The sequence below is a fragment of the Actinocorallia herbida genome (genome assembly GCF_003751225.1).
Classification (GTDB): domain Bacteria; phylum Actinomycetota; class Actinomycetes; order Streptosporangiales; family Streptosporangiaceae; genus Actinocorallia; species Actinocorallia herbida.
This window is the reverse complement of sequence record NZ_RJKE01000001.1, coordinates 3,385,993-3,412,023: the sequence shown is the minus strand read 5'-3', so window position 1 is coordinate 3,412,023 and position 26,031 is coordinate 3,385,993. Positions and strand designations below refer to the sequence as shown.

Annotated in this window: 20 protein-coding genes and 1 pseudogene; 13 read left to right on the top strand and 8 right to left on the bottom strand. The window is 72.8% G+C overall.

Annotated features, from left to right (window positions below):
- Positions 1 to 17 precede the first annotated feature (17 nt).
- Genes EDD29_RS15935 through EDD29_RS15920 form a run of 4 tightly spaced genes read left to right on the top strand, consistent with a single transcriptional unit; the run spans position 18 to position 4,019 of the window.
- Entirely contained in the window at positions 18 to 1,133 is a 1,116-nt protein-coding gene (locus tag EDD29_RS15935) for an FAD-dependent monooxygenase (protein ID WP_123665166.1), read from the top strand.
- Entirely contained in the window at positions 1,130 to 2,131 is a 1,002-nt protein-coding gene (locus EDD29_RS15930) for an amidohydrolase family protein (protein ID WP_123665165.1), read from the top strand. Before EDD29_RS15935 ends, EDD29_RS15930 begins: the two co-directional genes overlap by 4 nt.
- Entirely contained in the window at positions 2,128 to 3,063 is a 936-nt protein-coding gene (locus EDD29_RS15925) for a VOC family protein (protein WP_123665164.1), read from the top strand. Before EDD29_RS15930 ends, EDD29_RS15925 begins: the two co-directional genes overlap by 4 nt.
- 50 nt (positions 3,064 to 3,113) lie before the next feature.
- Positions 3,114 to 4,019, top strand: coding sequence for a fumarylacetoacetate hydrolase family protein (locus EDD29_RS15920; protein ID WP_246052796.1), 906 nt, complete (start codon positions 3,114 to 3,116; stop codon positions 4,017 to 4,019).
- A gap of 66 nt (positions 4,020 to 4,085) precedes the next feature.
- Here EDD29_RS15920 and EDD29_RS15915 read toward each other — a convergent pair whose 3' ends face one another.
- From EDD29_RS15915 to EDD29_RS15905, 3 genes and pseudogenes are all read right to left on the bottom strand, one after another.
- On the bottom strand, positions 4,086 to 4,994 hold the full coding sequence (locus EDD29_RS15915) for a LysR family transcriptional regulator (protein WP_123665162.1): 909 nt from the start codon (positions 4,992 to 4,994) through the stop codon (positions 4,086 to 4,088).
- Between the two features lie 85 nt (positions 4,995 to 5,079).
- A pseudogene (locus EDD29_RS15910) lies at positions 5,080 to 5,739 on the bottom strand (response regulator).
- A complete protein-coding gene (locus EDD29_RS15905; RefSeq protein ID WP_123665161.1) occupies positions 5,736 to 6,878 on the bottom strand; it encodes a sensor histidine kinase in 1,143 nt (380 codons plus the stop codon). The pseudogene EDD29_RS15910 and the gene EDD29_RS15905 overlap by 4 nt, the downstream one beginning before the upstream one ends.
- Positions 6,879 to 7,043: 165 nt before the next feature.
- Between EDD29_RS15905 and EDD29_RS15900 the strand changes: the two genes are divergently transcribed.
- The gene (locus tag EDD29_RS15900; protein ID WP_123670503.1) at positions 7,044 to 8,507 is read left to right on the top strand and encodes an MFS transporter; all 1,464 of its coding nucleotides are present in this window, start codon (positions 7,044 to 7,046) and stop codon (positions 8,505 to 8,507) included.
- A 182-nt stretch (positions 8,508 to 8,689) separates the two neighbouring features.
- On the opposite strand, the gene EDD29_RS15895 is transcribed toward EDD29_RS15900, so the two are convergent.
- A complete protein-coding gene (locus tag EDD29_RS15895; RefSeq protein ID WP_123665160.1) occupies positions 8,690 to 9,163 on the bottom strand; it encodes an anthrone oxygenase family protein in 474 nt (157 codons plus the stop codon).
- Between the two features lie 121 nt (positions 9,164 to 9,284).
- Between EDD29_RS15895 and EDD29_RS15890 the strand changes: the two genes are divergently transcribed.
- The gene (locus EDD29_RS15890; RefSeq protein ID WP_123665159.1) at positions 9,285 to 10,226 is read left to right on the top strand and encodes an AraC family transcriptional regulator; all 942 of its coding nucleotides are present in this window, start codon (positions 9,285 to 9,287) and stop codon (positions 10,224 to 10,226) included.
- Here EDD29_RS15890 and EDD29_RS15885 read toward each other — a convergent pair.
- Positions 10,223 to 10,843, bottom strand: coding sequence for a DUF305 domain-containing protein (locus EDD29_RS15885; RefSeq protein WP_123665158.1), 621 nt, complete (start codon positions 10,841 to 10,843; stop codon positions 10,223 to 10,225). The two genes, EDD29_RS15890 and EDD29_RS15885, sit on opposite strands and share 4 nt — an antisense overlap.
- A 169-nt stretch (positions 10,844 to 11,012) precedes the next feature.
- Between EDD29_RS15885 and EDD29_RS15880 the strand changes: the two genes are divergently transcribed.
- The 4 genes from EDD29_RS15880 to EDD29_RS15865 all read left to right on the top strand — a co-directional run bounded on the left by EDD29_RS15880 (position 11,013) and on the right by EDD29_RS15865 (position 15,635).
- The gene (locus EDD29_RS15880; protein ID WP_123665157.1) at positions 11,013 to 12,437 is read left to right on the top strand and encodes an LVIVD repeat-containing protein; all 1,425 of its coding nucleotides are present in this window, start codon (positions 11,013 to 11,015) and stop codon (positions 12,435 to 12,437) included.
- Positions 12,438 to 12,548: 111 nt separating this feature from the next.
- Complete coding sequence (locus tag EDD29_RS15875; RefSeq protein ID WP_123665156.1) at positions 12,549 to 13,997, top strand: carotenoid oxygenase family protein; 1,449 nt, start codon at positions 12,549 to 12,551, stop codon at positions 13,995 to 13,997.
- A gap of 91 nt (positions 13,998 to 14,088) precedes the next feature.
- Positions 14,089 to 14,685 carry a hypothetical protein gene (locus EDD29_RS15870; RefSeq protein WP_123665155.1) on the top strand — a complete coding sequence of 199 codons (597 nt, stop codon included), beginning with the start codon at positions 14,089 to 14,091 and terminating at the stop codon, positions 14,683 to 14,685.
- Positions 14,686 to 14,687: 2 nt separating this feature from the next.
- Complete coding sequence (locus tag EDD29_RS15865; protein WP_123665154.1) at positions 14,688 to 15,635, top strand: hypothetical protein; 948 nt, start codon at positions 14,688 to 14,690, stop codon at positions 15,633 to 15,635.
- A gap of 166 nt (positions 15,636 to 15,801) precedes the next feature.
- Here EDD29_RS15865 and EDD29_RS15860 read toward each other — a convergent pair whose 3' ends face one another.
- The 3 genes from EDD29_RS15860 to EDD29_RS15850 all read right to left on the bottom strand — a co-directional run bounded on the left by EDD29_RS15860 (position 15,802) and on the right by EDD29_RS15850 (position 22,077).
- Positions 15,802 to 17,202, bottom strand: coding sequence for an NAD(P)/FAD-dependent oxidoreductase (locus tag EDD29_RS15860; RefSeq protein WP_123665153.1), 1,401 nt, complete (start codon positions 17,200 to 17,202; stop codon positions 15,802 to 15,804).
- A gap of 1,092 nt (positions 17,203 to 18,294) precedes the next feature.
- On the bottom strand, positions 18,295 to 19,269 hold the full coding sequence (locus tag EDD29_RS15855; protein WP_123665152.1) for an NAD(+)/NADH kinase: 975 nt from the start codon (positions 19,267 to 19,269) through the stop codon (positions 18,295 to 18,297).
- Positions 19,270 to 19,335: 66 nt separating this feature from the next.
- Complete coding sequence (locus EDD29_RS15850) at positions 19,336 to 22,077, bottom strand: ATP-binding protein (RefSeq protein WP_123665151.1); 2,742 nt, start codon at positions 22,075 to 22,077, stop codon at positions 19,336 to 19,338.
- 218 nt (positions 22,078 to 22,295) lie between these two features.
- Between EDD29_RS15850 and EDD29_RS15845 the strand changes: the two genes are divergently transcribed.
- The 3 genes from EDD29_RS15845 to EDD29_RS15835 all read left to right on the top strand — a co-directional run bounded on the left by EDD29_RS15845 (position 22,296) and on the right by EDD29_RS15835 (position 25,940).
- Entirely contained in the window at positions 22,296 to 23,627 is a 1,332-nt protein-coding gene (locus tag EDD29_RS15845) for a serine hydrolase domain-containing protein (protein WP_123665150.1), read from the top strand.
- Between the two features lie 69 nt (positions 23,628 to 23,696).
- The gene (locus tag EDD29_RS15840) at positions 23,697 to 24,962 is read left to right on the top strand and encodes an FAD-dependent oxidoreductase (protein ID WP_123665149.1); all 1,266 of its coding nucleotides are present in this window, start codon (positions 23,697 to 23,699) and stop codon (positions 24,960 to 24,962) included.
- An 81-nt stretch (positions 24,963 to 25,043) separates the two neighbouring features.
- The gene (locus EDD29_RS15835) at positions 25,044 to 25,940 is read left to right on the top strand and encodes a LysR family transcriptional regulator (protein ID WP_123665148.1); all 897 of its coding nucleotides are present in this window, start codon (positions 25,044 to 25,046) and stop codon (positions 25,938 to 25,940) included.
- Positions 25,941 to 26,031: the final 91 nt, after the last annotated feature.

Below are 26,031 nucleotides of genomic sequence, written 5' to 3'. Positions count from 1 at the left end.
ATGAGCGACCACCCCACATGAGCGACCACCCCATCAGCACAGTCCTCATCGTCGGCGGCGGCGTGGCCGGGTCGGCCCTCGCCGTCCTGCTGGCGCGCGGCGGCGTCACCGTCGAGATCGCCGAGATCAGCGCCGACGTGTCCGCGCTCGGCTCCGGCATCACCCTCCAGGGCAACGCCCTGCGCCAGCTCCGCGCCCTCGGCGTGTGGGACGCGGTGCGGGCCGGGGGCTTCCCCTTCGACGACCTGGGCATCGCCGCGCCCGACGGCACCATCGTCGCCGAGTTCCCCGACGCCAGGACCGGCGGCCCCGACCTGCCCGCCACCCTCGGGATGAACCGCCCCGAGCTCGCCGAGATCCTGCATGCGGCGGTCCGCGAGGCCGGCGTGAACATCCGCTTCGGCACCACCGTGGACGCTCTCACCGACACCGGTGAAGGCGTGGACGTCGTCTTCCGGGACGGCTCCACCGGCTCCTACGACCTCGTCGCCGGCGCCGACGGCATCCGCTCCCACGTCCGGGACCTCATCGGCGTCGAGGCGCGGCCCGAACCCGTCGGGATGGGCATCTGGCGCGTGCACACGCGGCGGCCTGAGGGCGTCACCCGGACGGACCTCGCGTACGGCGGCCCCTGCTACATCGCGGGCTACTGCCCGACGAGCCCGACCGAGATGTACGCCTACCTGGTCGAGAAGGCCCGTCCGAAGGACGAGGTCGCCGGGCTCGACCCGATCGCGGAGATGCGGCGGCTCGCCGAGGGCTACGGAGGCGCCTGGACGGAGATCCGCGCGGGGCTCGTCGAGGGCGCCCGCGTCAACTACACCTGGTTCGAGGCACTGCTCGTCGACGGGCCGTGGCACCGCGGCCGGGTCGTGCTCATCGGCGACGCGGCGCACGCCTGCCCGCCCACCATCGCGCAGGGCGCGGCGATGTGCCTGGAGGACGCGGCGGTCCTCGCCGAGCTGATCCTCGCCGGGCAGCCCCTCGACGGCTACACCGACCGGCGGCTGCCGCGCGTGCGGGCCGTCGTGGAGGCGTCCGTGCAGATCTGCGCGTGGCAGCTGGCCGGCGAGCAGGGCGACGTGCCCGGCACCATGGCCCGTACCTCCGCGCTGCTGACGGAACTCCCGTGACCGTCGTGGACGTGCACGCGCACGTCATCCTCCCGGAGATCGAGGCGGCGGTCGCGGACCTGCCCGGCCTTGCCGAGCACCGCGCGCTCGACGCCCGCCGTAACGGGGCCCCGTCCTTGGCGGTCTCCGGCCCGATGGTCGGCTCGCGCATCCCCAAGCTGACCCAGGTGCCGGTACGGCTCGCCGACATGGACGGGCAGGGCGTCGACGTCCAGATCGTCAGCCCCTCGCCGTCGCACTACCACTACTGGACGGACGAGGCGGCGGCCCGGACCGTCTGGGAACTCGCGGACGCGGGGACCGCCGCGCACTGCGCGCAGGCACCCGACCGCCTGTACGGGCTCGGGCTGGTGCCGCTCCAGCACCCCGCGCTCATGGCCGAGGCGCTGGACCACGCGCTGTCCGCCGGGCTGAAGGGCGTCGAGATCTCCTCGCACGCCCCCGGCGTCGAGCTCTCCGACGAGCGTCTCGAACCCTTCTGGGCGCACGCCGCCGCGACCGGGGCCGTCGTCTTCGTGCACCCCTTCGGCTGCACCCTGGACGAGCGGCTCGACCGGTACTACCTGTCGAACATCGTCGGGCAGCCGGTGGAGAACGCGGTCGCGCTCTCGCATCTGATCTTCGCCGGGGTCCTCGACCGGCATCCCGCGCTGAAGATCGTCGCGGCGCACGGCGGCGGCTACCTGCCGACGTACCTGGGCCGCGCCGACCACGGCTGGCGGGTGCGGCCCGAGGCGCGGACCTGCGCCGAGCCGCCGAGCGCCTACCTGCGCCGGATCTGGTGCGACTCGCTCGTCCACGACGCGGGCGTGCTGCGCGCCCTCGTCGCCGCCGTCGGCGCCGACCGGGTCGTGCTCGGCTCGGACTACCCCTTCGACATGGGCGTCGAAGACCCACTGGACCGGCTCGACGCGGCGGGACTCACCGCCGCCGAGCGCGCGGCCGTCGCGGGAGGCACCGCGGCCCGTCTTTTCGGAATCAAGGAAGTGGCGCTGTGACCCGTCTCATCACCCATCTGCGGCACGTCGACCTCGCCGTGCCCGACTTCGCCGAGCAGCGCGACTTCTACGCCGGGGTCTGGGGCCTCGAAGAGGTCGCGACGGACACCGGCCTGTCGTTCCTGGCCGCCGTCGGCTCGCCCGAGCAGTACGTCGTGCGGATCCGCGAGGCCGCCGAGAAGAGGCTCGACCTCGTCGCGTTCGGCGCGGAGACGCCTGCCGACGTGGACGCGCTCGCCGCGCGGATGCGCGCCGCCGACGTGCGGATCGTCCGCGAGCCGGGCACGCTGGACACGCCCGGCGGCGGCTACGGCTTCCGTTTCTTCGACCTCGACGGGCGGACCATCGAGATCTCCGCCGACGTCGCCGTGCGGGCGCACCGGAAGCTCGAGGAGAAGGAGTCGGTGCCGGTCCGGCTTTCGCACGTCGTCCTCAACTCCCCCGACCTCGCCGCGACCCGCGCCTGGTACGAGCGGCACCTGGACTTCGCGCTGTCGGACACGCTGTCCAGCCCGTACATGGGCGACGTCATGCACTTCATGCGCTGCAACCCGCAGCACCACAGCCTCGCGATCGCCAAGGGCCCGCACGCGTCGCTGCACCATCTGTCGTTCGAGCTGCGCGGGGTCGACGAGTACATGCGCGGCAGCGGCCGGATCATCCGGTCGGGCGCGAAGAAGGTATGGGGGCCGGGCCGCCACCTCGCGGGAGACAACACCTTCACCTACTTCCTGGACCCGCACGGCAACACCGTCGAGTACACGACGGAGCTGGAGCGGCTGGACGAGGACACCTGGCACCCGTCGGTCTACGACTTCTCCCAGCCGGAGGTCACCGACCAGTGGGGGACGGCGAACCCGATGAACGAGCTCGTCGCCAAGGAATCGTTCAACGACGTCGACCGCGGCGTGTTCGTCGCTCCCCCCGTCTGATGCGGTACCTCACGTATGTCCACGATGGCGGTACCCGGTGCGGTGTCGCGGTGGACGAGACGGTGTACGCGCTCGATGCCCCCGCCTTGCGGGACTTCCTCGGCTGGGCTCCTTCCGAGCGGGACGCAGCGGTCTCCCGCGCGCTGCGCGGGCCCGGCGTCCCCCTTCCGGAGGTCCGGCTCCTCCCACCCTTGGAGCCGCCGACGATCCGGGACTTCGTGGCCTTCGAGGAGCACGTCGAGGGGGTGCGCAAGAGCGTCGACGGCGTCTCGGGAGTGCCGGACCGCTGGTACGAGGCCCCCACGTTCTACTTCACGAACCCGCACTCGCTGGTCGCGACCGGCGACGACGTCCCGATGGCCCCCGGCAGCGCGGTCCTCGACTTCGAACTCGAGGTCGCGGTCGTCATCGGCAAGGCGGGCCGCGACCTGACCCCCGAGCAGGCCCACGACCACATCTTCGGCTACACCCTCTTCAACGACTGGTCCGCCCGCGACCTCCAGTCGCTGGAGATGAAGGTCGGCCTCGGCCCCTGCAAGGGCAAGGACTTCGCTTCCACGCTCGGCCCCTGGATCGTCCCCGCAGCCGACCTGGACCCCTACCGGGACTCCGACGGCTTCCTCGGCCTCGCCCTCACCGCGGAGGTCAACGGCAAGGTCATCGGCCGTGACCTCCTGTCCAACATGGCCTGGCCCTTCGAAGACCTCATCGCCTACGCCTCCCGAGGCGCCGAACTCCGCCCCGGCGACGTCCTCGCCTCCGGCACCTGCGGCAACGGCGGCTGCCTCGCCGAACTCTGGGGCCGCACCGGCACCCCCGACCCCCCGCCCCTGACCCCAGGCGACAGGATCACCCTCACCGCCGAGGCCCTCGGCACCCTCACCAACCACATCGTCCCAGGAGCAGAGCCCGTCCCGATTCCCCGAGCCCGCCCCCGAACCCGAACCCGCCCCTGACCGAGTGACCGCCGCCGCCCCCGGCGGCGGTCACTCCTTTCCGCCCTGCAGGGCGGGAAAGGGGGGTCAGTTGATGTGCCGACCCACCTCGATGAGGGTGTCGCGGAGCCAGCGGTGGGCGGGGTCGGAGTGGTGGACGGGGTGGAACCAGAGGGCTTCGAGGACGGGGACGGCCTCGTAGGGGCAGGGGTGGACGGCGCAGACGGTGAACGCGGCGAGTTTGCTTGCCAGACGTTCCTGGATGAGGGCGATACGGCCGGTGCCGGCGACGAGGAAGGGGAGGGACTGGAAGTTCTCCACGACCATCTCGACGCGGGGTTTCACGCCGAGGAGGTTGAGCTGGCGGGCCGCCGAGGCGCTGGCCGTCGGGCCCCGGAAGGTCGCGACCCACGGGAGGGTGCCGAGGTGGTCCATGGTCAGGCCGTCGGCGAGGGCGGGGTTGTGCGGGTCGGCGAGGACCACCCAGCGGTCGGCGTAGACGTCGACGGAGGGGTAGCCGGAGATGAAGCCGTGCGGCATGACGACGCCGTCCGTCGAGCGGAGCGTCGTGTCGACGTCGTCGATGCGCGGGACGTTGATCTGGAGGAACCGCATCCGGACGTGCGGGGCCCGCTCTCCGAGGATCCGCATCAGCTCCTCGCCCATCACGCTGACGGCGTAGTCCGAGGTGACGATGGTGAACTCGCGGTCGCTGGTCGCCGGATCGAACGAGGGGCGCGCCGAGAACACCCGCTCGACCACGTTGACGGCGTGCATCGTCGAGTCGATGAGGGCGGCGGCCAGCGGCGTCAGCTCGTAGACGTTGCCGACCCGGATCAAGAGCTCGTCCCCGAAGTGCCGCCGCAGCCTGGCCAGGTTCGCGCTCATCGCGGGCTGGCTGAGCCCCAGCCTGCGCCCCGCCCGGGTGACGTTCCGCTCCTCCAGCAGCGCGTGCAGCGCCATCAGCAGGTTGAGGTCGAGACTTTCCAGCTGCACCGGCGCCCTTCCATAAACCAGATCGATACTCAATCATGAGACCATCAGTCTCTCAGATCATCGAGAGCGCGTCCACGCCGCGGGGTCAGGGATGGCGGGGGGTGACCAGGCCGGATTCGTACGCCAGGACGACGAGCTGGGCGCGGTCGCGGGCGTGGAGTTTGGTCATGGCCCGGCTGACGTGGGTCTTCGCGGTGGCGGGGCTGATGACCATGTGGGCGGCGATCTCGTCGTTGGACAGGCCGCGGGCCACCAGGGCGGTCACCTCCCGTTCGCGGTTGGTGAGGACGTCGAGGGCGGCGGGGGCGGTCTCGGGGCGGCGGGCCACGTACTCGCCGATGAGGCGGCGGGTGATGGCCGGGGAGAGCAGGGCGTCGCCGCGGGCCGCGACCCGGACGCCCTAGAGCAGATCGGCGGGCTCGGTGTCCTTGACCATGAAGCCGCAGGCCCCGGCGCGCAGCGCGTTGAAGACGTGCTCGTCGAGGCCGTAGTTGGTGAGGATCACGACGTGGACGCCGCGCAGCAGGGGGTCGGCGGCGATCAGCCGGGTCGCCTCGATGCCGTCCATCACCGGCATCTGGATGTCGAGGAGGACGACGTCGGGCCGGTGCGCGCGGGCGAGCGCGACGCCCTGCTCACCGTTCGCGGCCTCGGCCACCACCTCCAGGTCGTCCTCGATCTCCAGCAGGGCCCGGAAGCCGCCGCGGATGAGCGCCTGGTCGTCCACGAGGAGCACCCGGATCACGCGGGCCCGCCCAGGGCCAGCTCGGCGCGGACGGTGAAGCCGCCCTCGGACCGGGGCTCGGCCCGCAGCCTGCCGCCGAGCGCCGCGACGCGCTCGCGCATGCCGAGCAGGCCGGTGCCGGGGACGGGCGGGGCGTCCGGGTCGGCCTTGCCGTCGTCGTCTATCTGGACGACCAGGGTCCCGTCCGCGTAGGAGATGCGGACGTCCGCGGTCGCCTCCCCGGCGTGCCGGGAGATGTTGGTGAGCGCCTCCTGGACGATCCGGTAGGCGGCCCGGTCCACCTCGGCGGGGAGTTCCCGCCGGGTGCCGGTGACCGTCACGGTGACGGGCAGGCCGGCCGAGCGGGCCCGCCCGACCAGGTCGTCGAGCCGGTCGAGGCCGCTGGCCCTGCCGTCGCCGTCGGGGTGGCCGGGCGCGCGCAGCACCTCAAGGGTCGCGCGCAGTTCGCGCATGGCGTCGCCGCCGGCCTCCTGGATGGCCAGCAGCGCGGGCGGCGCCTCCTCCCCGCGCCGCCGCGCCAGGTGCACCGCCACTCCCGCCTGGACCGTGATGACCGAGATGCTGTGGGTGAGGGAGTCGTGCAGTTCCCTGGCGATGCGCAGCCGCTCCTCGCCCGCGCGGCGCAGGGCCGCCTCCTCGCGCGTGCGCTCGGCCTCGGCGGCGCGCTGCTCGGCCTCCTCCAGGTACGCCTGCCGGTGCCGGGCGACCGTCGCCGCCACGCCGCACGCGACGAACCAGCCGAGCAGCAGGACGGTGCTCGGAAGGTTCCGGAAGGTGCCGTCGGCGTCGGGCAGCTGCACGGAGAGGTCGGCGCTCAGGAAGACGGCGCTCGCCGACACCGCGGCCAGGCGATGGCCCGCGCCGGACGCGCCGAACACCGCGACCATCACCGGGAACGCCGCGGGCGGGCCGGGCTGAAGCCGCACCTCGACCACGAGCATGCAGGCCGTGGCGACGAGCAGCGCCGCCAGGGGCGCCCGCCGCCAGACGACGAGCGCGAGCGAGCCCACGACGGCCGCCGCGCAGTCCAGCGCGTCCGCGCCCGGCGTGACGGCCACGACGACCGCCAGCAGGACCGCCATCGCGACGGCGAGGAGGCAGTCCTGGACGAGCGGTCTCCTCCGGTCCATGAACCCCATGTGCGTAGGTTAGGACGCGTTTCGCCGGAGATCATCCTCCGGCCGTCGGAGGAAACGGCTACTCCCCGGGGAGTACACGGGCCGGTTCTGCTTCCCCGGCGTCAGACGGAGGAGTCTCCCCGTGCAGGACGACCGCGCACCCGTCCGAAACCCACGATGTCCGGCATGTACAGAACTCAAAACGAGCACGGGTTCCGCGGCTCCTCGACCGCCCGTCCCGGGCTGACCCTCGCCGCGGTCGCCATCGTGCAGTTCATGGTGTCCCTCGACCTGTCCGTCGTGAACGTCGGGCTCCCCGAGATCGCCGCCGGGCTCGGTTTCGGCGCCGTCGGCCTGACCTGGGTGATCCACGCCTACGCGCTCACCTTCGGCGGGCTGCTCCTCCTGGGCGGCAAGGCCGCCGACCGGTACGGCCGTAAGCGGGTCCTGGTGTTCGGGCTCGGCCTGTTCGGGCTCGCCTCGCTGCTCGGCGGGCTCGCCCAGGAGCCCGGCCACCTCGTCGCCGCCCGCGCCGTCCAGGGGATCGGGGCCGCGGCGCTGGCCCCGGCCGCGCTGGCGCTGCTGGCCACGACGTTCCCCGAGGGCAGGGCACGGGTCCGGGCCTTCGGCGTGTGGAGCGCGACGAACGCCGCGGGGGCCGCCTTCGGCGTCCTGATCGGCGGGCTGCTCACCGAGTACGCGGGCTGGCGCTGGGTGATGTTCGTGAACGTGCCGATGGCCGTCGCCGCTCTCGCCATGGCCTGGCGGGGCGTCGCCGCGGACCGGTCCGGCGCGCGCGGCGGCCGGCCGGACGTCCTCGGCGCGGTGCTGGCCACGGCGGGCATGACCCTGCTGGTGTTCGGCATCGTCCGCACGGACCGGTACGCGTGGACGTCGCCGGAGACGCTGACGACGCTCGCGGCCGCCGTCGTGCTGCTCGCCGTCTTCGTCCTGGTCGAGCGGACCACCCGGCGCGAACCGCTCGTCCGGCTCGGCCTGTTCGCCCACCGCTCGGTCCTCGGCGCGAGTCTCTACACCCTGCTGGTCGGCTCGACCATGTCCTCTTCCTTCTACTTCGCATCCCTCTACCTGCAACAGGTTCTCGGGCACGGACCCGCCCTGACCGGCGTCGAGTTCCTGCCGATGGCGCTCAGCACCGTCGCGGGCTCCGTGCTGGCCGTCGAACTCGGTTACCGGGTCGCACCGCGCACGCTGCTGGTCGGCGGTGGGCTGCTGAGCGCGGCCGGGCTCGCCTGGTTCGGCCTGCTCAGCCCGGACGGCGCGTTCACCACCGACGTCCTGGGGCCGTCGATCACCGTCGGCATCGCCTTCGGCCTGTGCCTCGGGCCGCTCATCTCCATCGGCACCGCGGGCGTCGCGTCCCACGAGAGCGGCACCGCCTCGGCCCTGCTCAACAGCGCGCGCCAGCTCGGCGCCGCGCTCGGCCTCGCCGCCCTCGGCACCGCCGCCGCCGACCGCACCGGGCCTGCCGCCACCCCCGAGACCCTCGCCGACGGCTACGGGCTCGGCCTGACCCTCGGCGCGGCCCTCCTCCTCGCCGCGGTCCTCGTCGCCCTCATCGTCCTGCGCCACCCCGGCACCCCGCAGGCCGACCGGCCCGAGGCCGTCCCGACGGACGCCCCGGCATGACGAGCCGGGCGGCGCGTGCCCGGCCTGGAGCGCCGGGCACGGGCCGCCCTCGGGCGGATCAGCGCGCGGGGGCGCCGGTCGGGGGGAACGCGGTCTTCATGCCGGGCCTCGGCGTGGGGAACTGATCCCCGCCCCGTCGTCGGGACCCGCTCCGCGCGGCTGCGGTGACGGGCCCGCGCCCGTCACCGCAGCCCGCGGTAGGCCAGGGCGAAGGAGGTCGCCGCCCCGATGCCGGTCAGACAGCGCACGTGGTTGGCGGCCGTCCACCGGGACAGGTAGGCGGCCCAGTAGTCGGCGGTGGCGGGGGCGACGGGGTCCAGGCCGGCGAGCCGGTCGTTGTACGGCACGTGGTAGCAGATCGTGAGGATCACCGGTACGAGGGCGAGCCCGGCTCCCACGATCGCCGGCGCGGCCCCCGGCGCCGACGGGTCGCGCAGCGCGGAGACCCCGGCGGCGACGCCCGTCGCGGCGGTCCCGAACAGCACGAGCATGAACAGCGGGTGCGGCGCGGCCCGGTTGACCGCCTGCATCGCGGCCACGCCCTGGACGGTCGGCAGCGTGCCTAGCGCGCGCATGACGAAGGTGGAGAAGGCGAAGAAGACACCGGCGCCGACCCCGGCGCCGACGGCGGAGACGAGCAGCAGAGCGCGGATCATGGGACTCTCCTTGAGGGGGCGCGACGTTCTGGTACCTCCATCCCACCGGCCGGGCGCCCGGGTCGCCATGGTCCGGAGGCGCAGCGGCATACGTGTGCGGATCACGCGCTACCGTCCTGGCATGGACGCTCTCGCCGCCCTGCTGAACGCCCAGCGCGCCCGCGGCGCGTTCCTGCTGCGCTCGCTCATGGACCCGCCGTGGTCGATGCTGATCGAGGACGGCGCGCCGTTGACCGTCGTGGTCCTCGCCCGCGGCACCGCCTGGCTCACGCCCGCGTCCGGTGCGCCGGTGGAGCTGACACCGGGCGCGGTCGCGCTGGCCCGGGGCCCCTCCCCGTACACCGTGGCGGACGCTCCGGGCACCCCCGCGCAGATCTCCATCGGCCCCGGACAGGTCTGCGCCTCCCTGGACGGAACCCGGCTCGAGGAGCGGATGTCCCAGGGCGTGCGGACCTGGGGGAACAGCCCCGACGGCCGGACGGTCATGCTCACCGGCACCTACGAGACGGCCGCGGAGACCGCCCGGGACCTCCTCGACGCGCTGCCGCCGCTCCTGGTGCTCCCCGCCGACACCGCCCGGGAGCCCCTGATCACCGCGCTCACCGCGGAGATCACCACCGACGCGCCGGGCCAGTCCGCCGTCCTGGACCGCCTCCTCGACCTGCTCACCGTCACCCTGCTGCGTGCCTGGCTCACCCGTCCCGACGGCGACCCGCCCGGCTGGTACCGCGCGCAGTCCGACCCGCTCGTGGGCCGGGCGCTGCGCCTGCTCGAGCACAATCCCGCGCACCCGTGGACGGTCGACGCCCTGGCCGCCGGCCTGTCGGTCTCCCGCTCCACGCTGACCCGCCGCTTCACCGCGCTCGTGGGCGCGTCCCCCATGGCCCATCTGACCCGGCACCGCCTGAACCTGGCCGCCGACCTCCTCGCCGACCCGTCCCTCACCCTCGACGCCATCGCCCGGCGGGTCGGCTACGGCACGGCTTTCGCGCTCAGCACCGCCTTCAAACGCGTCCGCGGGCTGACCCCGGCCGAGCACCGCGCGGCCGTCGGCGCGGCCTAGAGCAGGGCGCGCATGCGGTTGATCTCGGCCTGCTGGGTGGTGTTGACGTCCTTGGCCAGCTGGAGGGCGACGGTGTCGGTGCCCCCGGCGAGGACCGTGTCGGCCATGGTGAGGGCGCCCTCGTGGTGCTTGATCATGAGGGTGAGGTAGCGGCGGTCGAACTCGGTGGCGCGGGCCGCCTTGAGCGCGGCCAGCTCGCCGGGGGTGATCATCCCGGGCATGGCGTGGTGGTCGTGGTCGGTGGCGGGGAGCTTCTTGTGGCGGCGGAGCCAGTCGCGCATGAGGGTGATCTCGCCGGTCTGGGCGGCGCTGATCCGGGACGCCAGGGACTTCACGCGAGGGTCCGCGGCGCGGCCGGGGGCGAGCTCGGACATCTCGATCGCCTGGCCGTGGTGGACGATCATCATGCGCATGAAGGTCACGTCGGCCTCCGCGGGCGCGGGGTCGGCGGTCGGGCCCGCGGTGACCGTCGCGTTCGGCTCGCCGGGACGGCCCGGGGCCAGCATCGTCGCGGTGGGACCCGGGACCGGGTCCTCGCCACCACCGCACCCGGTGAGCAGCGCGGCCGTCAAGCCCGCGACGGCAAGGGCACCGGCACCGCGTTTCGGCACACCCATTCGACGCACTCCCTTCCGTCCCTCTGAGACGCGAAGGTAACAACCTGCGGCGCCAAGACGACATATCTGGTCATATCAACATCATCACAAGGGTGTTCGGACTTATCTCCATAACGGAATCCGGGCGATACTCACGGCGATCGATCAGTGTCCGCAAAGGAGCTCCCGTATGGCCTCCAGAGTCCTGCACAGACCGACCTTCTCCCTCGTGACCGCCCTGCTCGCCGCGCTCGCCCTCGTCCTCGGCGGCGCCCCCGCGTCCGCCGACCCGGTCATCCCGGGCGTCGACGAGGCCGTGTCGAGCCCCGACCTCAAGCACCTCGCGAACCTCCCCAAGCAGGGGGCGTTCGCCTCGCCCACCGCCTACAACTCCGACCTCGCCTTCAAGGGCGACCTGGCCTTCGCCGGCAACTACAACGGCTTCACGGTGTACGACATCGACAAGGCCGCCGCGCCGACGATCGTCAGCCAGGTCCTCTGCCCCGGATCGCAGAACGACATCTCCGTCACCGGGAACCTGCTGTTCCTATCGACCGACTCCTCCCGCAGCGACGACTCGTGCCAGAGCGTCGCCAAGCCCGTCACCGACCCGACGGCCTGGGAGGGCATCAAGATCTTCGACATCAGCGATCCGGCGAACCCGCGGTACGTCAAGTCGGTCGAGACCAAGTGCGGGTCCCACACCCACACCCTCGTGCCGTCCAAGAGCAGGAAGACCGTCTACCTGTACGTCTCGTCCTACCTGACGAGCGCGGCGAGCGTCGGCGCGGACTGCACGTACCCGCACGACAAGATCTCCGTGATCAAGGTGCCGGTCAAGGACCCGACGGCGGCGGCGCTGGTCGCCGAACCCGTCCTGTTCAGCGACGGCGGCAACCCCGGCGACGGCCTCGCCTACCCCGAGACCACCTACGCGACCACCGGCTGCCACGACCTGACCGTCTACCCGGACAAGGACCTGATGGCCGGCGCCTGCATGGGCGACGGCGCGCTGTTCGACATCTCCGACCGGGAGTATCCGCGGCTCATCACCGCGGTCCGCGACGACGTGAACTTCTCGTTCTGGCACTCGGCGACGTTCAACAACAAGGCCGACAAGGTCGTCTTCACCGACGAACTGGGCGGCGGCGGCACGGCCACCTGCAACGAGACGATCGGATCGTCCAAGGGCGCCGACGCCATCTACGACATCGTCGGCAAGGGCGACAGGCGCAAGCTCGTCTTCCGCAGCTACTTCAAGATCCCGCGCGCCAACGCCGACACCGAGAACTGCGTCGCGCACAACGGCAACCTGATCCCGGTCAAGGGCCGCGACATCATGGTCCAGGCCTGGTACCAGGGCGGCATCTCCGTCTGGGACTTCACGAACTCCCGCAAGCCGAAGGAGCTCGCCTACTTCGAACGCGGCCCCCTGTCGGCGACCTCCCTCGTCCTCGGCGGCTCCTGGTCCGCCTACTACTACAACGGCCACATCTTCTCCAACGACATCCAGAAGGGCTTCGACGTCCTGGACGTCACCGATCCCCTCACCAAGCACGCCGACCGCTACGAGTACCGGCAGCTGAACCCGCAGACCCAGTACGACCTGTTCTAGCCCGGCGCACCGGGGCGGAGCGGCCCGCCGGCCGCTCCGCCCCCTCGACCCTGGCGTGGACGGCCTCCGTGTGCGACCGTCGGGCTGGTTCGTCGAGGAGAAGAGGCATCCATGGCACACCCCTACCTGGAGGGCCCGCACGCCCCGGTATCCGAGGAGCTGACGCTCACCGACCTGAAGGTCACCGGCGTTTTGCCGGAGAGCCTCAACGGGCGGTACCTGCGCAACGGGCCGAACCCGATCGGGGAAGTGGACCCCGACGTCTACCACTGGTTCGGTGGCGACGCGATGGTGCACGGGATCAGGCTGCGGGAGGGGCGGGCCGAGTGGTACCGCAACCGGTGGGTGCGCGGCCCCGCCGCGGCCCGGAAGCTGGGCGAGGGCGCGCGGCCCTCGTCAGGGCCCGCCGGAATGGACCTGGTGGCGCCGAACACCAACGTCCTCGCGCACGCGGGACGGACGCTGGCGCTCACCGAGGGCGGCATCGCCAACATGGAACTCGGCTACGAGCTCGACACCGTCGGGGCCTGCGACTTCGGCGGGACCATCACCGGCGGCTACACCGCGCACCCCAAGCGGGATCCGGCCACGGGCGAACTGCACGCGGTGTCGTACTCGTTCGCGCGCGGCAGCGAGGTCCAGTACTCGGTGATCGGGACGGACGGACGGGCGCGCCGGACCGTCGACATCGAGGTCGGCGGCAGCACGATGATGCACGACTTCTCCCTCACCGAGAACTTCGTCGTGATCTACGATCTGCCCGTCACGTTCGACCTCGACCGGGTCATGCCGCCCAAGCGCGTCCGGGCGCCGGTGCCGCTGTCGGACGAGGCGAGGCTGGTCGCGGGCGCGGCGCTCGGCGGGATCACGGTCCCCGACCCCGTCGCCGCCGCGGCGAAGACGGCCAAGGCGGCGGCGATGCCCTACAGCTGGAAACACGGCTACCGGGCCCGTGTCGGCATCATGCCCCGCGAAGGCGGCAACGCCGACGTCCGCTGGTTCGACATCGACGCCTGCTACGTCATGCACCCCCTGAACGCCTACGAGGACGGCGACGCGGTCGTCCTCGACGTCGCCCGCATGCCGAAGATCTTCGACAACGACGACGCCTCGATCGGCGAGGTCACCACCACCCTCGAACGCTGGACCGCCGACCTGCGCACCGGGCGCCTCACCCGCGCGCTCCTCGACGACCGCTCCCAGGACTTCCCCCGTGTCGACGAACGCTTCCTCGGCCGCCGCCACCGCTACGGCTACACCGTCCAGATCGCCTCCGGCCCCGCCCCCGTCAGCCACACCCTCATCAAGCACGACCTCGCCGCGGCCACCGCCCGGACCCGCTCCTTCGGCCCCGGCACCGCCATCGGCGAGTTCGTCTTCGAGCCCGCCGCCCCCGACTCCCCCGAAGGCCACGGCCACCTCATGGGCCTCGTCTCCCACCTGGCCGAAGGCAGCACCGACCTCGCCGTCCTCGACGCCGAGACCCTCGACACCGTCGCCGCGGTCCACCTCCCCGTCCGCGTCCCCACCGGCTTCCACGGCAACTGGCTCCCGGACTGACCGGGTGCGGTGCCCGGTTCATGCGGGGTTCGCCGAGCGTTCATGATCGTGATCTTGAGGGGGGTGCGGTGGCGATCTAGCTTGATCGTTCATGCGCACCTCCCCCCTTGCCGTGCTGCTCGTCCTTGTGGCGATGGTGTCGGCGGCGCTGACGGCGGCCTTGCCCGCCAGTGCCAACACGTTCGGCTTCTACGCCTGGCACCCGACCTGGTGCTGTCCCAAGACCGACAACCGCGACGTCTACTGGAACGGGTCGACGCTCACCAGCGCCATGATCACCGGGGCCGACTACGGCATGGCCAACCTGGACTACCAGACCGACCTGAGGATCGGCGGCTACGACAGCCCCGCCGGCACCCACACCGACATCGTCATGTTCGACGCCTACTACACCGACTACTGGGGCAAGGACTGGGACGGCTCCAGCACCGGCGTCAACATCACGGCGTCCACCAAGTGCGTCCGGGTGCTCGCCCAGGTGGGCGGCGAATATCTGTGCGACCGGGCGGAGATCCGCTTCGACCTCGCCGACATGACGACCGTGGCCAAGCGGCAGCACACCGCCTGCCACGAGGTCGGGCACGCCATCGGCCTCGGCCACACCGGCCTGACCTCCTGCATGAAGCAGGCGTCGAGCACGAAGGTCTACAGCAGCCACGACCGCGGCCACGTGAACGGAGCGTGGTGACCATGACCAGGCGTCTTCTCCTCGCGTTCGCCCTGATCGCCGCGGTCACCGTCGGCGCGCTGACGGGCCAGGCCCTCACCTCCGGCGCGCCCGACCGCCCGTTCTGGGCGAAGATCCGCTACGGCGCCGGCGTCAACGACGGCGACTACCTGTTCGACTCCGTCGCCGACATCACCCCTGGCGCCGCCGACTCCGGCGCGTTCAAGGCCGCCGAGGCGCTCATCCAGGGCACGATCGAGGACATCGAGCCCGGCATCGCCTTCGCCTCCGACGACGCCGAGAGCACCGTCACCGTCGTGCCCTACGACAGCGAGGACGCCGCCATGCGGTACGCGTCCCTGGTCGTCCGGGTGGACGCGGTCCTGGCGGGTGAACTCGGCCGGGGCTACACCGACGGCAGGATCCGGCTCCAGATCGAGCACCCCGCCACCGTGACGCTCGCCGAACTGAAGGACTCGATCGGCACCGCGGGCACCGGGCTCATGTACGTGCACAACCTCGCCGAACGACAGGCGCTCGTCGGGCGGCCCATCACCGACCCGACCCTGCTGGCCTACGCCGGGACGGTCCACGTGCCGATCGGTGAGGGCCTGTTCGTCGCGGAGTCCGTGGGCAGCCCGGTGATCGCCCCGCTGATGGACCCCGCGCGCGCCGGCGACCTGCTCGGCTACGCCGCGGTCCCCGAGGACGAGGTGGGCGTCATCGACGAGCCCGCGACCACGGCCACCTGCGACGACGACGGCATCTGCCCCACCCCCACCAAGACGACCAAGCCCACCGATTGGGCCACCTCCGTCCCCCTCACCGAGGACGAGGAGCCGACCGCCCCGTCCCCCACCGCGGCCCCCGTCACCGAGCCGACCGACGCGCCCACCCTCGCCGACCTCCGCGCGACCCTGCTCGCCGCGGCCTGCGCCGAAGGCACCGCCACCGACCCCACCGCCTGCTGACCGCCACCATGATCGTCGGCCGCCTCGACCAGGCGGACCGAGGCCGTGGCGCCCGCCCCATCGGAACGGAGCGGGCGCCACGATCGTCGTCGACCCGCCTCGACCAGGCGGACCGGCGCGGCGCGGCGCCCACCCCTCTCTGCAGGGGCGGGCGCCGCGGTCTTCGTCAGCCCGCCTCGGCCGTGTGGGCGAGGAGCGCTTCGGCCGGGACCGCGTCCGGGAGGACCGGCGGGGTCGTGCGGCCCGGGCGGCGGCGGAGGACCCGGGCGAGGATGCGCGGGGCGAACAGGCTCTGCGGCGGCTTCACCAGGTTGCTGACCTGGAGGAAGGCGTTGCCGACGACGGGGTCGACCTGCGCGGCGACGTGGATGCGCGCGACGTAGGCGTTGAGGAGCTTCACCTTCGGGGTGCGGGCGCCCTCGATGTGCGGGAAGCGCAGGTCGGCGCCGACCGCCATGTCCCACGGGACGTCGATGACCTTCGCCGCGGCGGGGAAGAACCGGCGGGCGAGCCCGGCCGTCCCGCCGCGCAGCGCGTCGCGGAGCGCGACGGCCTCGCACGCCGCGATCGTCATGCCCTGCCCGTAGGACGGGTTGAACTGGCACAGCGCGTCACCGATCACGGCATAGCCATCGGGAAACGCACGCATCCGCTCATACCGGCGGCGGACGCTCGTCGGGATCCGCATCAGCCGCGGCGGGCCGAGCGGCTCCAGCCGGGACGCCAGCCGGTGGATCTCGGGCACGGGCAGCCGCGCGGCGAACCCGGTGAACTCCGCGGGATCGGTCGACGGGATGTCGGCGCCCATGCCGAGCACCGTGATGAGCCAGCGGTCTCCCTCGGCACGGATCGCGAACCCGCCGAGCGGCGAGGCCGTCGAGTGCGCGCACAGGATCGCGGTCACCTCGGCGTCCCCGGGGTGGCCGCGGAACTCACGGGTCACGTAGACGAGCCCGGAGTCGACCCGTTCCTCGGCGGGCGGCTCGTACCCGAGCTCCCGCAGCCAGACCGCTCCCCTGTTACCGCGCCCCGACGCGTTGACCACGAGGTCGGCCTCGATCTCCGCCTCCGCACCGCCCCCGACCGGTACGACCCTGACCCCGCCGACCCCGCGGGCCCCGAGCAGCAGCCCGGTCACCTCGTGCCGCGCGCGGATCTCCACGTTCGGCAGCGCCGCGACCCGGACCCGCAGCCGGTTCTCCAGCATCGGCCTGCCGACGGCGAGAGCCTGCAGATCCGACGGCGCCGGCCGCATCCGCAGGCCGTCGTTGTACCAGACGCAGTCGTTCTGCGCGTCGCACAGCACCGCCCCGTCCTTCACCAGCCCGTCGGTGAACCCGGGGAAGAACTCCTCGAGGATCTCCCGCCCCTTCGCCAGCAGCCCGTGCGTGTGATGCCCCTGCGGCACCCCCTTACGGGGCACGTCCCGCCCGCTGAACCCGTCCCGGTCCAGCACCGTCACCTTCGCGAACCCGTCACTGAGCACCCGCGCGGCCAGCAGCCCCGCGATGCTCCCCCCGATCACGACCGCGTGCTCCCCGCACCGCCCGCTCACATTCCCCGCCATCTCTCCCCTTCTCCTTCGACGCCCTTCCGGCGCCACCCACACGCGCGGTCCCGCACTCCGCGGCCCGCCGCCCCCGATCCGACGCCCAAAGCATCCGATACGCGACTTGTGACTTACTTGCTCGGAACTTGGTTCACGCCACAGATCGCCCGCCCCCGGCCAGAACCAACCACCCCGACCAGGAGTCCCCGCACCCCCGCACCCCGCCCCGACAGCCCTCTCCCACGCCGCACCCGCCACCGCCTCCACGACATCACCACGACACACGCATTCGGACTACCGCTTAAGAAGAAATCATCAACCAGATAGACCAATATCCCAGAAAAGCGATAATTCAGGTAAACCCATCCGGCCATTCACGCGTCCGCTAGACTCCTCCGAAATATCCGACAAAGCCCCGAAAAGCATCAGGGCCGGCGCCGAGCGGTCAAGTGGCACATGCTCCGCCTGCATCACGCACACCGCCTCCAGGAATTGCACATCCACATACCCGTCGATTTCGCATGCCCATTTTCGGCGACGCATCGCATCCCCCTAGCAGAGGACGGACCATGCCCCACGTTCGAGAACACCTGCGCAACGGACGCCGCGTTCGCGCGCACCACCGCCGAGGGCCCTCCTCATCGGCCGCATTCTGGATCATTCTTCTCGTCGTCCTGTTGGCGCTCGCCGCAAAGGGCGCGTGACCCGACGATCCCGCCGGGCGCCCGACGACCCGGGCGCCCGTCCCCTTCGATCGAGAAAGGAACGGCGATGACCCCCTGGGCGAATCGGCGCGGGCAAAGCAGCCGAGGCGGGCACGGTGATCGTCCTCGCCTACAGCCCCATCGGGCAGCGCACGGCGGGGCCAGGAAGCACCGCCGGATGCCCCCTCCGGGAGGCTCCGAAGCGGCCGTGCCTCTCGGACCGCAGAGCCGGCCGTACGACAGCGCCATGCTCTGCGTCTCGATCCTCGGAGTCGTTCTCACCGCGATCACCATCCGGGCCGACTGAACGAGGGTGGCACGGCGGTCGGCCCAGGCCGAGACCGCAGCGGTGAGCACCGGGGTCAGGCAGGTCTTCGCCGGGGCGGTCCGGGTGCGTGGGCGGGCCTCAGGTGGGCGGGTCGGCGGCGTCCGGGGTCGGATCGGCCTCCTCGGTGTGGAGGGACTCGACGTCGCGGCGGAGGCTCGGCGGAATGAGGTCGAGGAGCTGGTCGGGGCGCAGGGGGAGGTCGAGGAGGCTGAGCTTGATCCTGCTGCGGCCGGCGTGTTCGGCCGTGGAGAGGCGGACGACGTCGGCGGCCTCCGGGCGGGACCCGATGGTCAGGGGAGCGCCGTGGCCGAGTTCGCCGGAGGGGACGCCGTCGACGTCGACCACGACGGGGGTGCCGTCCGCCGCCACGGTGAAGCGGATCCGGTCCTGTGCGCCGAGCACCACGGGGCGGCTGATGCCGGACATGGGCGCGACCGGGGTGATGACGACGGCGTCGCACGAGGGCGAGAGGACCGGGCCGCCCGCCGCGTAGTTGTAGGCGGTGGAGCCGGTCGGGGTCGAGACGACCACCGCGTCGCCCCGGTAGTAGCCGTACCGGAGGCCGTTGACCGCGAGGTCGAGCGAGACGGCCCCTCCACGGCCCGGCCTGCCGAGCACCACGTCGTTGAATCCGAACCGGGTCGAGATCGCCGCGTCGTCCGGCCCGACCTCCAGGCAGGCGTGCCGCTCGATCGTGAAATCGCCCTCGGTGAGCCGCGCCAGCGCCGAGGGCAGCCCGGCCGGGGTCACCTCGACCAGGAACCCGAGGTCGCCGTGGTTGACGCCCAGCACCGGCACCGGCCGGTCGATCAGCAGCCGCATCGCGCCGAGCATCGTCCCGTCTCCGCCCAGCGCGACGACGGCGTCCACTCCCGCCACGAAGTCCGCGTCCGAGACGACCCCGACCCCCTCCGGCACCCGCCCCCGATCGCCCTCCCGCACCAGCACCCGCACCGCGTTCGCGCGCGCGAACGCCATGATGGTCTCGACCGACCCGCCCACCTGCCGCGTCGGATGCAGCACCAACCCGACCGCGCTCCCCCCGGAACCCATGACCGCACCCTAGCCACCGACGGTGACAGAATCGTCACGCCTCTCGGGCGGCGGGTCGGACCGGGGTCAGCCGAGCCCCTCGAGCTGGTGCCGGGAGGTGACGCCGAGCTTGGTGAACACCTTGCGCAGGTGGTACTCGACGGTCCGGGGGCTCACGTACAGGCGCGCGGCGATCTCCTTGTTGGTGAGGCCGGTCCGGACGAGCCGGGCGACCTGCGCCTCCTGCGGGGTGAGCTCGTCGGTGGTCTCGACGGTACGCTTTCGCGCGGTCTCGCCCGTCGCGAGGAGTTCGCGCTCGGCCCTGTCGGCGAAGGCCCGCATACCGATCTCGGTGAACATCTCGAACGCGGTCCGCAGCTGCTCGCGGGCGTCGACGCGGCGGCGTTCGCGGCGCAGCCACTCGCCGTAGAGCAGGTGGGCGCGGGCGAGGTCGGGACGCATCCGGGTCCGGCCGAGCCGCTCGATCGCCTCCCGGTAGAGGCGGTCTGCCTCCTCGCCCTCGGAGAGCAGCGCCCGGCAGCGGGACTCCAGCCCGAGCCCCCACTCCGCGCCGCTCGCCTGAGCGGCGCGGGAGAGCCGTGCCAGCCACTCGGCGGCCAGGTCCCGGTCGCCGGTGCGCACGGCCGCCTCGATCAGTTCGAGCGGCGCCCAGGGGACGCCCCCCGCGTCGGGCAGCGCCCCGCGCGGGACGGCGTCCAGGGCCTTCTCGTACTCGCCGAGGCTGTTGTAGAGGACGGACCTGGCCCACCTGCAGACCTCGACGGTCCGGATCACGCCGCGGGCCGTCGCGTCCTTCTCGATCGTGTCCGCGAGGTGCTCGCTCTCGTTCCGGTCCCCCCGCCACACCGCGAGGCCGAGGTCGCCGCGCAGCTGCGTCGGGACCCCGACGGTGGTCCGGTTCCCGGCGGCCGCCGCGTACGCGCGCGCCTCCTCGTCAAGCGCCGCGGCCTCCGCCAGGTCGCCTTCGAACAGGGCCTGCATCAGCGCGTTGGTGAGCCCGGCGGGCAGCATGGCGTGCGCGCCGGAGGCGCGGACCAGGCGCAGGCAGAGCTCGGCCAGCTCGTGGCAGGCGTCGTCGTCCCAGAGGAGAAGGGCGGCGAAGTTGACGGCCCACAGGAACCTGAGCCGGGCGGCGCGGTCGACGGTCTCGTCCAGGCCCGCGGCGATGACGCGCCGCCAGAGCGGCGCGGCCTCCGCCATGCCCCGCGTGTAGAACACCGACGCGTCGAGGCAGAGGTCGGTGATGCGGGGGTCGTCGGGCGCGGGCGGCGCCTGCGCCAGGGCGGCCTCGGCGATCCGCCTGATCTCGCCCCAGTCCGGCAGGACGACGTTGGCCGTGGCGACGGCCTGGAGGTAGATGTCACGGGACACCGCGGCGTCGAGCGGAGCGAGCCTGCGGGCGGCGTCCAGCAGCAGCGCGGGCGCGACGGTGGTCTCGCCGGCCGACATGGCGATCTCGATGCGCAGGGTCTCGGCCTGGCCGGCGCGCAGCTCGTCCACGGCGCCGGCCTCGGCCGTCGCCACCAGCGAGAGCGCGGCCTCGGGCGCGCCGGAGAGGTACTTGGCTCGGGCCGCCTCGAAGGCCCGCTCCGCCCGGCGGTGGGCGTCGGGGGTGAGCCCGACCGCCCGCTCCAGGAAGGCCGCGGCGGCGACCAGGCCACCACGGGCCAGCGCGCGCTCGGCCGAGCGCTCCAGCTCGGCGGCGATGTCCTCGTCGGGGCGGGTGGCGCCGTGGGCGCGGTGCCAGGCCCGCCGGTCCGGGTCGGTGGCGGCGTCGGTCGCCTCCGCCAGCGCCCGGTGGGCCTGCCTGCGCTCGCGCACGGTGGCCCCGCTGTAGACGGCAGAGCGGACCAGAGGGTGCCGGAAGCGCACCCGCTCACCGAAGTCGACGAGTTCGTCGGCGTCGTCCACCACCGTGCCGGCGACGTCGAGCGTCGCGGCCGCGCGCCAGAGCAGGGCCGGGTCGCCGAGCGGCTCGGCGGCGGCGAGCAGCAGCACGGTCCTGGCGTCGGCCGGGAGGCCGCCCAGCCGGCGCTGGAAGCCGTCCTCCAGCCGGCCCGCCAGCGACTGCCCGGTCGGCGCGGCCGGATATCCGCCGAGCGAGGCGGTGCGGGGCAGCTCCAGCAGCGCGAGCGGGTTCCCGCGCGCCTCGAAGAGGATGCGGTCGCGCACCCGCTCGTCCAGCGGGCCGGGGACGACCCGGCGGACGAGCATCCGCGCGGCGCCGTCGGGCAGGCCGCCCACCTCCAGCGTCGGCAGGCCCGGCAGGACCTCGGCCGCCCCGGAGTCGCGGACGGCGAAGAGGCACACCACGCGCTCGGCCAGGAGGCGGCGGGCGACGAACGCGAGGACGTGCGAGGAGGCGCGGTCCAGCCACTGTGCGTCGTCGACGACGCACAGCAGGGGGCCCTCGTCGGCGGCCTGCGCAAGGAGGTTGAGCACGGCGAGGCCGATGAGGAACTGGTCGGGGGCCGGGCCGGAACGCATCCCGAACGCCGTGCCGAGCGCGTCGTGCTGCGGCTCCGGCAGGGCGTCGAGGAGGTGCAGCAGCGGCATGCAGAGCTGGTGGAGGGCCGCGAAGGGCAGTTCCATCTCGGCCTGGACGCCGGTGGCGGTCACCACCCTGAACTCCGCGGCCGTCGTGACCACGTGCTCCAGCAGCGCCGACTTGCCGACGCCCGCCTCACCGCGCAGAACGAGGACCCGGCTCTCTCCGCCGCGAGCCCCCCGCAGCAGGTCCTCCAGAGCCGCGCACTCCTCGCCCCGGCCCAGGAGCGGCCCCCCGCCCGAGCGGAACCCATCAGACATGCCAGACACCCCTGCCACACACCGCAACGCCGGTCACACCGGGACGAACGTTCATCTGATGCAATATCTCACCCTCCAGCCCCGGGCGCATCCCGGGCCCGGCACCACCCTGCGGGTCGGCAGTGGCCGGGTTGCTAAAATAGTGATGAATCACGCAGTCTGGCTGATATCGCTCGAAAGAGCGGCCTCGGATCCCGGGCAGGCAGGTGGTGCCCACCATGTGGATCTCCCAGGCGGAGAAGTGCCGGAACTCCCGTGCCGGCCGCAGGGCCGGAGCGGCCTTCTGCGCCGTCGTCCTGACCGCGGGCTGCGTCGATTCCAGGGCTGCCGCGATCCCGCACCCGAACGGCCCGGACAGGGCGGTTCCGGGGAATTCGACGCCCCGGCCCCCGGCACTGAAGACCATTGATCCCGCCGCGTTCCAGGCCGTCGTGGACACCGCGGCCAAGGCGCTCCGCGTGCCCGGGGCCGTCGTCCTGGTGCGCACCCCGCAGGGGGCCTTCACCGCCGCGACCGGCACCACCGAACGAGGCAAGAGCACGCCGCCGACGGCGGACACCGCGTTCCGGATCGCCTCGAACACCAAGACCCTGACATCGGCGCTGGTCCTGCTCCTCGCCCAGGACGGCGCGCTCCGCCTCGACGACCGGGTGTCGGCGTGGGTGCCGGAGACGCCGAACGGGCGGAACATCACGATCGAGCAGCTGCTCACCATGCGCAGCGGCCTCTACAACTACACGGACGCCCCCGCGCTGGCGAAGTCCCTGGACGCCCATCCGAAAAGGCCCCGCACCCCGCAGGAAATGCTGGACCTCGCTTTCCGGCACCCGCCGGAGTTCCCGCCCGGCACGTCCTACGGCTACTCCAACACCAACTACGTGCTGCTGGGGCTGATCGCCGAGAAGGCCGGGGGACGCCCCCTGGCCCGGCAGTTCGAGGACCGGCTGCTCCGCCCGCTCGGCCTCCGGCGCACGTCGCTGCCCGCCCCCACCGACACCTCGCTCCCGGCCCCCTACTCCCACGGCTACATGTACGGCGGCACCTCCTATGCCCTGGTCGACCAGCAGTACCCCGCCGCCCTGCGCGCCGCGGCCGAGGCCGGGACGCTCCAGCCCACCGACTACACCCACCAGAACCCGTCCTACGCGACCGCCGCCGGCGGCGCCGTCTCCACGGCCGCCGACCTCGCCACCTGGATCCGGGCACTGACCACGGGAAAGGTGCTGAATCCCGACTCCCAGCGCCGCTGGATCGGCGGCCTCCGCCCGGAGGACCCCGCCGCCCCCGACGGGCAGAAATACGGCTACGGCATCGCCTACCAGCGGTTCGGTCCCCAGGCCGCGATGCATTACCACGGCGGTGAGCTCCCGGGCTTCAACTCCTTCATCGGCCACGACACGGCCAACGACGTCACCCTGGTCGTCTGGACGAACCTGACCGTGTCCCTGGACGGCAAGGCCACGGCCATCGCCCTGCTCCCCACCGTCCTTGACGAGATCTACACCGGCCTCTCCCTGGCCCCGACCCCCTCTCCGACTCCGACCAGCTGAGATGCGGTGAAACCCGGTGATCCGGGGCACGACCACCTCAGGGGAGCCGACGACGACCGGGGGGCGGGAATGGACGGGGCCACGGGGAGCACGACGGGCTGCGCGATCATCGGCGGGGGGCCGGCCGGGATGGTGCTCGGGCTGCTGCTGGCCAGGGCGGGCGTGCGGGTCACCGTGCTGGAGAAGCACGGGGACTTCCTGCGGGACTTCCGGGGCGACACCGTCCACCCCAGCACCATGCGGCTGCTGGACGAGCTCGGCCTGGGCGAACGGTTCGCGGCGCTCCCGCACAGCAAGGTCCGCCAGGCGGCGTTCCCGCTGAGCGACGGCAGGCGGCTCGTCCTGTCCGACTTCAGCAAGCTGCGGATGGCCCACCCGTACATCGCGATGGTCCCCCAATGGGATCTTCTGGATCTGCTCGCCGACGCCGCCCGGGAGGAGCCCACCTTCTCGCTGCGCATGAACACCGAGGCCACCGGGCTCGTCCACGAGGACGGCCGGGTCGCCGGCGTCCGCTACCAGGGTCCGGACGGGCCCGGCGAGCTGCGCGCCGAGCTCACCGTCGCGTGCGACGGCCGCTGGTCCCTCGCGCGGCGGGAGGCGGGCCTCACCGTCCGCGAGTACCCCGTCCCCATCGACGCCTGGTGGTTCCGTATCCCGACCACGGGCGAGACCCTGCCCGCCCTCACCCCCCGCACCGCCCCCGGCCGGACCCTCATCCCGATCCCCCGCGAGGGCTACCTCCAGATCGCCTACCTCGGCCTCAAGGGCACCGACGCCGACCTGCGCACCCGCGGCATCGAGGCCTTCCGCCGCGACATCTCCACGCTGCTGCCCGGCGCCGAAGTCGACGCGCTCACCTCCATGGACGACGTCAAGCACCTCGACGTCCGGGTGAACCGCCTGCACCGCTGGCACATCCCCGGCCTCCTGTGCATCGGCGACGCGGCGCACGCCATGTCCCCCGTCGGCGGCGTCGGCATCAACCTCGCCGTCCAGGACGCCGTCGCCGCGGCCACGCGTCTCGCCCGCCCCCTCCGCCGGCACCGGCTCACCGATCGCGACCTCGCCTCCGTCCAGCGCCGCCGCCTCGCCCCCACCATCGCCGTCCAGGCGCTCCAGCGCCTCCTCCACCGCCGCCTCATCACCCCGATCCTCACCGGCCAGGCGGCCGCCCCACCCGCCGGGCTCCTCGCCGTCGTGGCCCGTTTCCCGGCCCTCTCCGTCGTCCCCGCCTACCTCGTAGGCGTAGGTCTCCTCCCCGAACACGCCCCCACCTGGGCCCGCCGCCCTTCCCGCCCTCGACCCCCGGCGAAGCACCCGGCAGACCGCTGACCGGGTCCGCGCAGGCCCTGCGGGATCCCGCCCGGCCGGCGGGGCGCTCGCACCGGGCGGTCGGGCCGGTACGCTGCGGTGATGTTGGACCTGCACAAGTTGCATCAGTTCGCGGTGCTGGTGCGCACGGGGAGTTACGGGCGGGCGGCGGAGGAGCTGCATCTGTCGCAGTCGGCGCTGACGCGGAACATCCAGGCGCTGGAGAAGCAGTACGGGGTGACGCTGATCGAGCGGGAGCGCGGGCGGAAGGGGCTTCAGCTCACGGACGCCGGGCAGCGCATCCTGGGGCGGACGCAGGAGCTGCTGCGGCGGGCCGCGGAGGTCGAGCGGGAGCTCGGGCAGGGGGAGCGGGACGCCGCGGAGCGGATCGCGGTCGGGATGGGGCCGATGCTGGCGTCGGTGCTGCTGCCGGGGATGCTCGGCTCGCTCATCTCGGTCGCCGGACGGCCGTCGGCGGTGAGCGTGGTCACCGAGTCGCCCGCCGAGATGACGCGGCTGCTCCTGCACGGCGACCTCGACTTCTATGTCGGCCAGGAGCCCGCGGGGGGCGTCTCCCCGCGCGTCCGCCAGGAGCTGTTCGGCACCGCCTCGGCCCGCCTGTGGGTCAGGCCCGCGCACCCGCTCGCCGGACGCGAACACGTCGACCTCGACGACATCGCGGGCTACCTCGTCGCGGCCGGCGAGGCGTGGAACCGCAGCATCGTGCCGACCCTCGACGACGAGCGCCTGTACGACCTCCTCACCGCCCGCCTCCAGATCGACAACTACGGCCTGCTCGTGGACATCGTCTCCGAGTCCGACGCCCTCATGGTCTCCACCTTCGGCGACCGCACCGGCCGCCTGGTCCAGCTCCCGGTGGACGTCCCCACCCAGCCCGCCCCCGTCTACTTCTTCTCCCTGAAGGGCCTCGACCTCTCCCCCTTCGCCGCCCGGATGAAGACCGAGCTCAAGCGAAGCTACGTCTCCATCACCGGCTGAGCCCGGGAACGCGAGACGCGCAGGGGCCCCGGGCGAGGGGTGTTGAACTGTTGCCCGTTGAGTGTTCAGGAGTGTTCGGAAGCGTCCACAA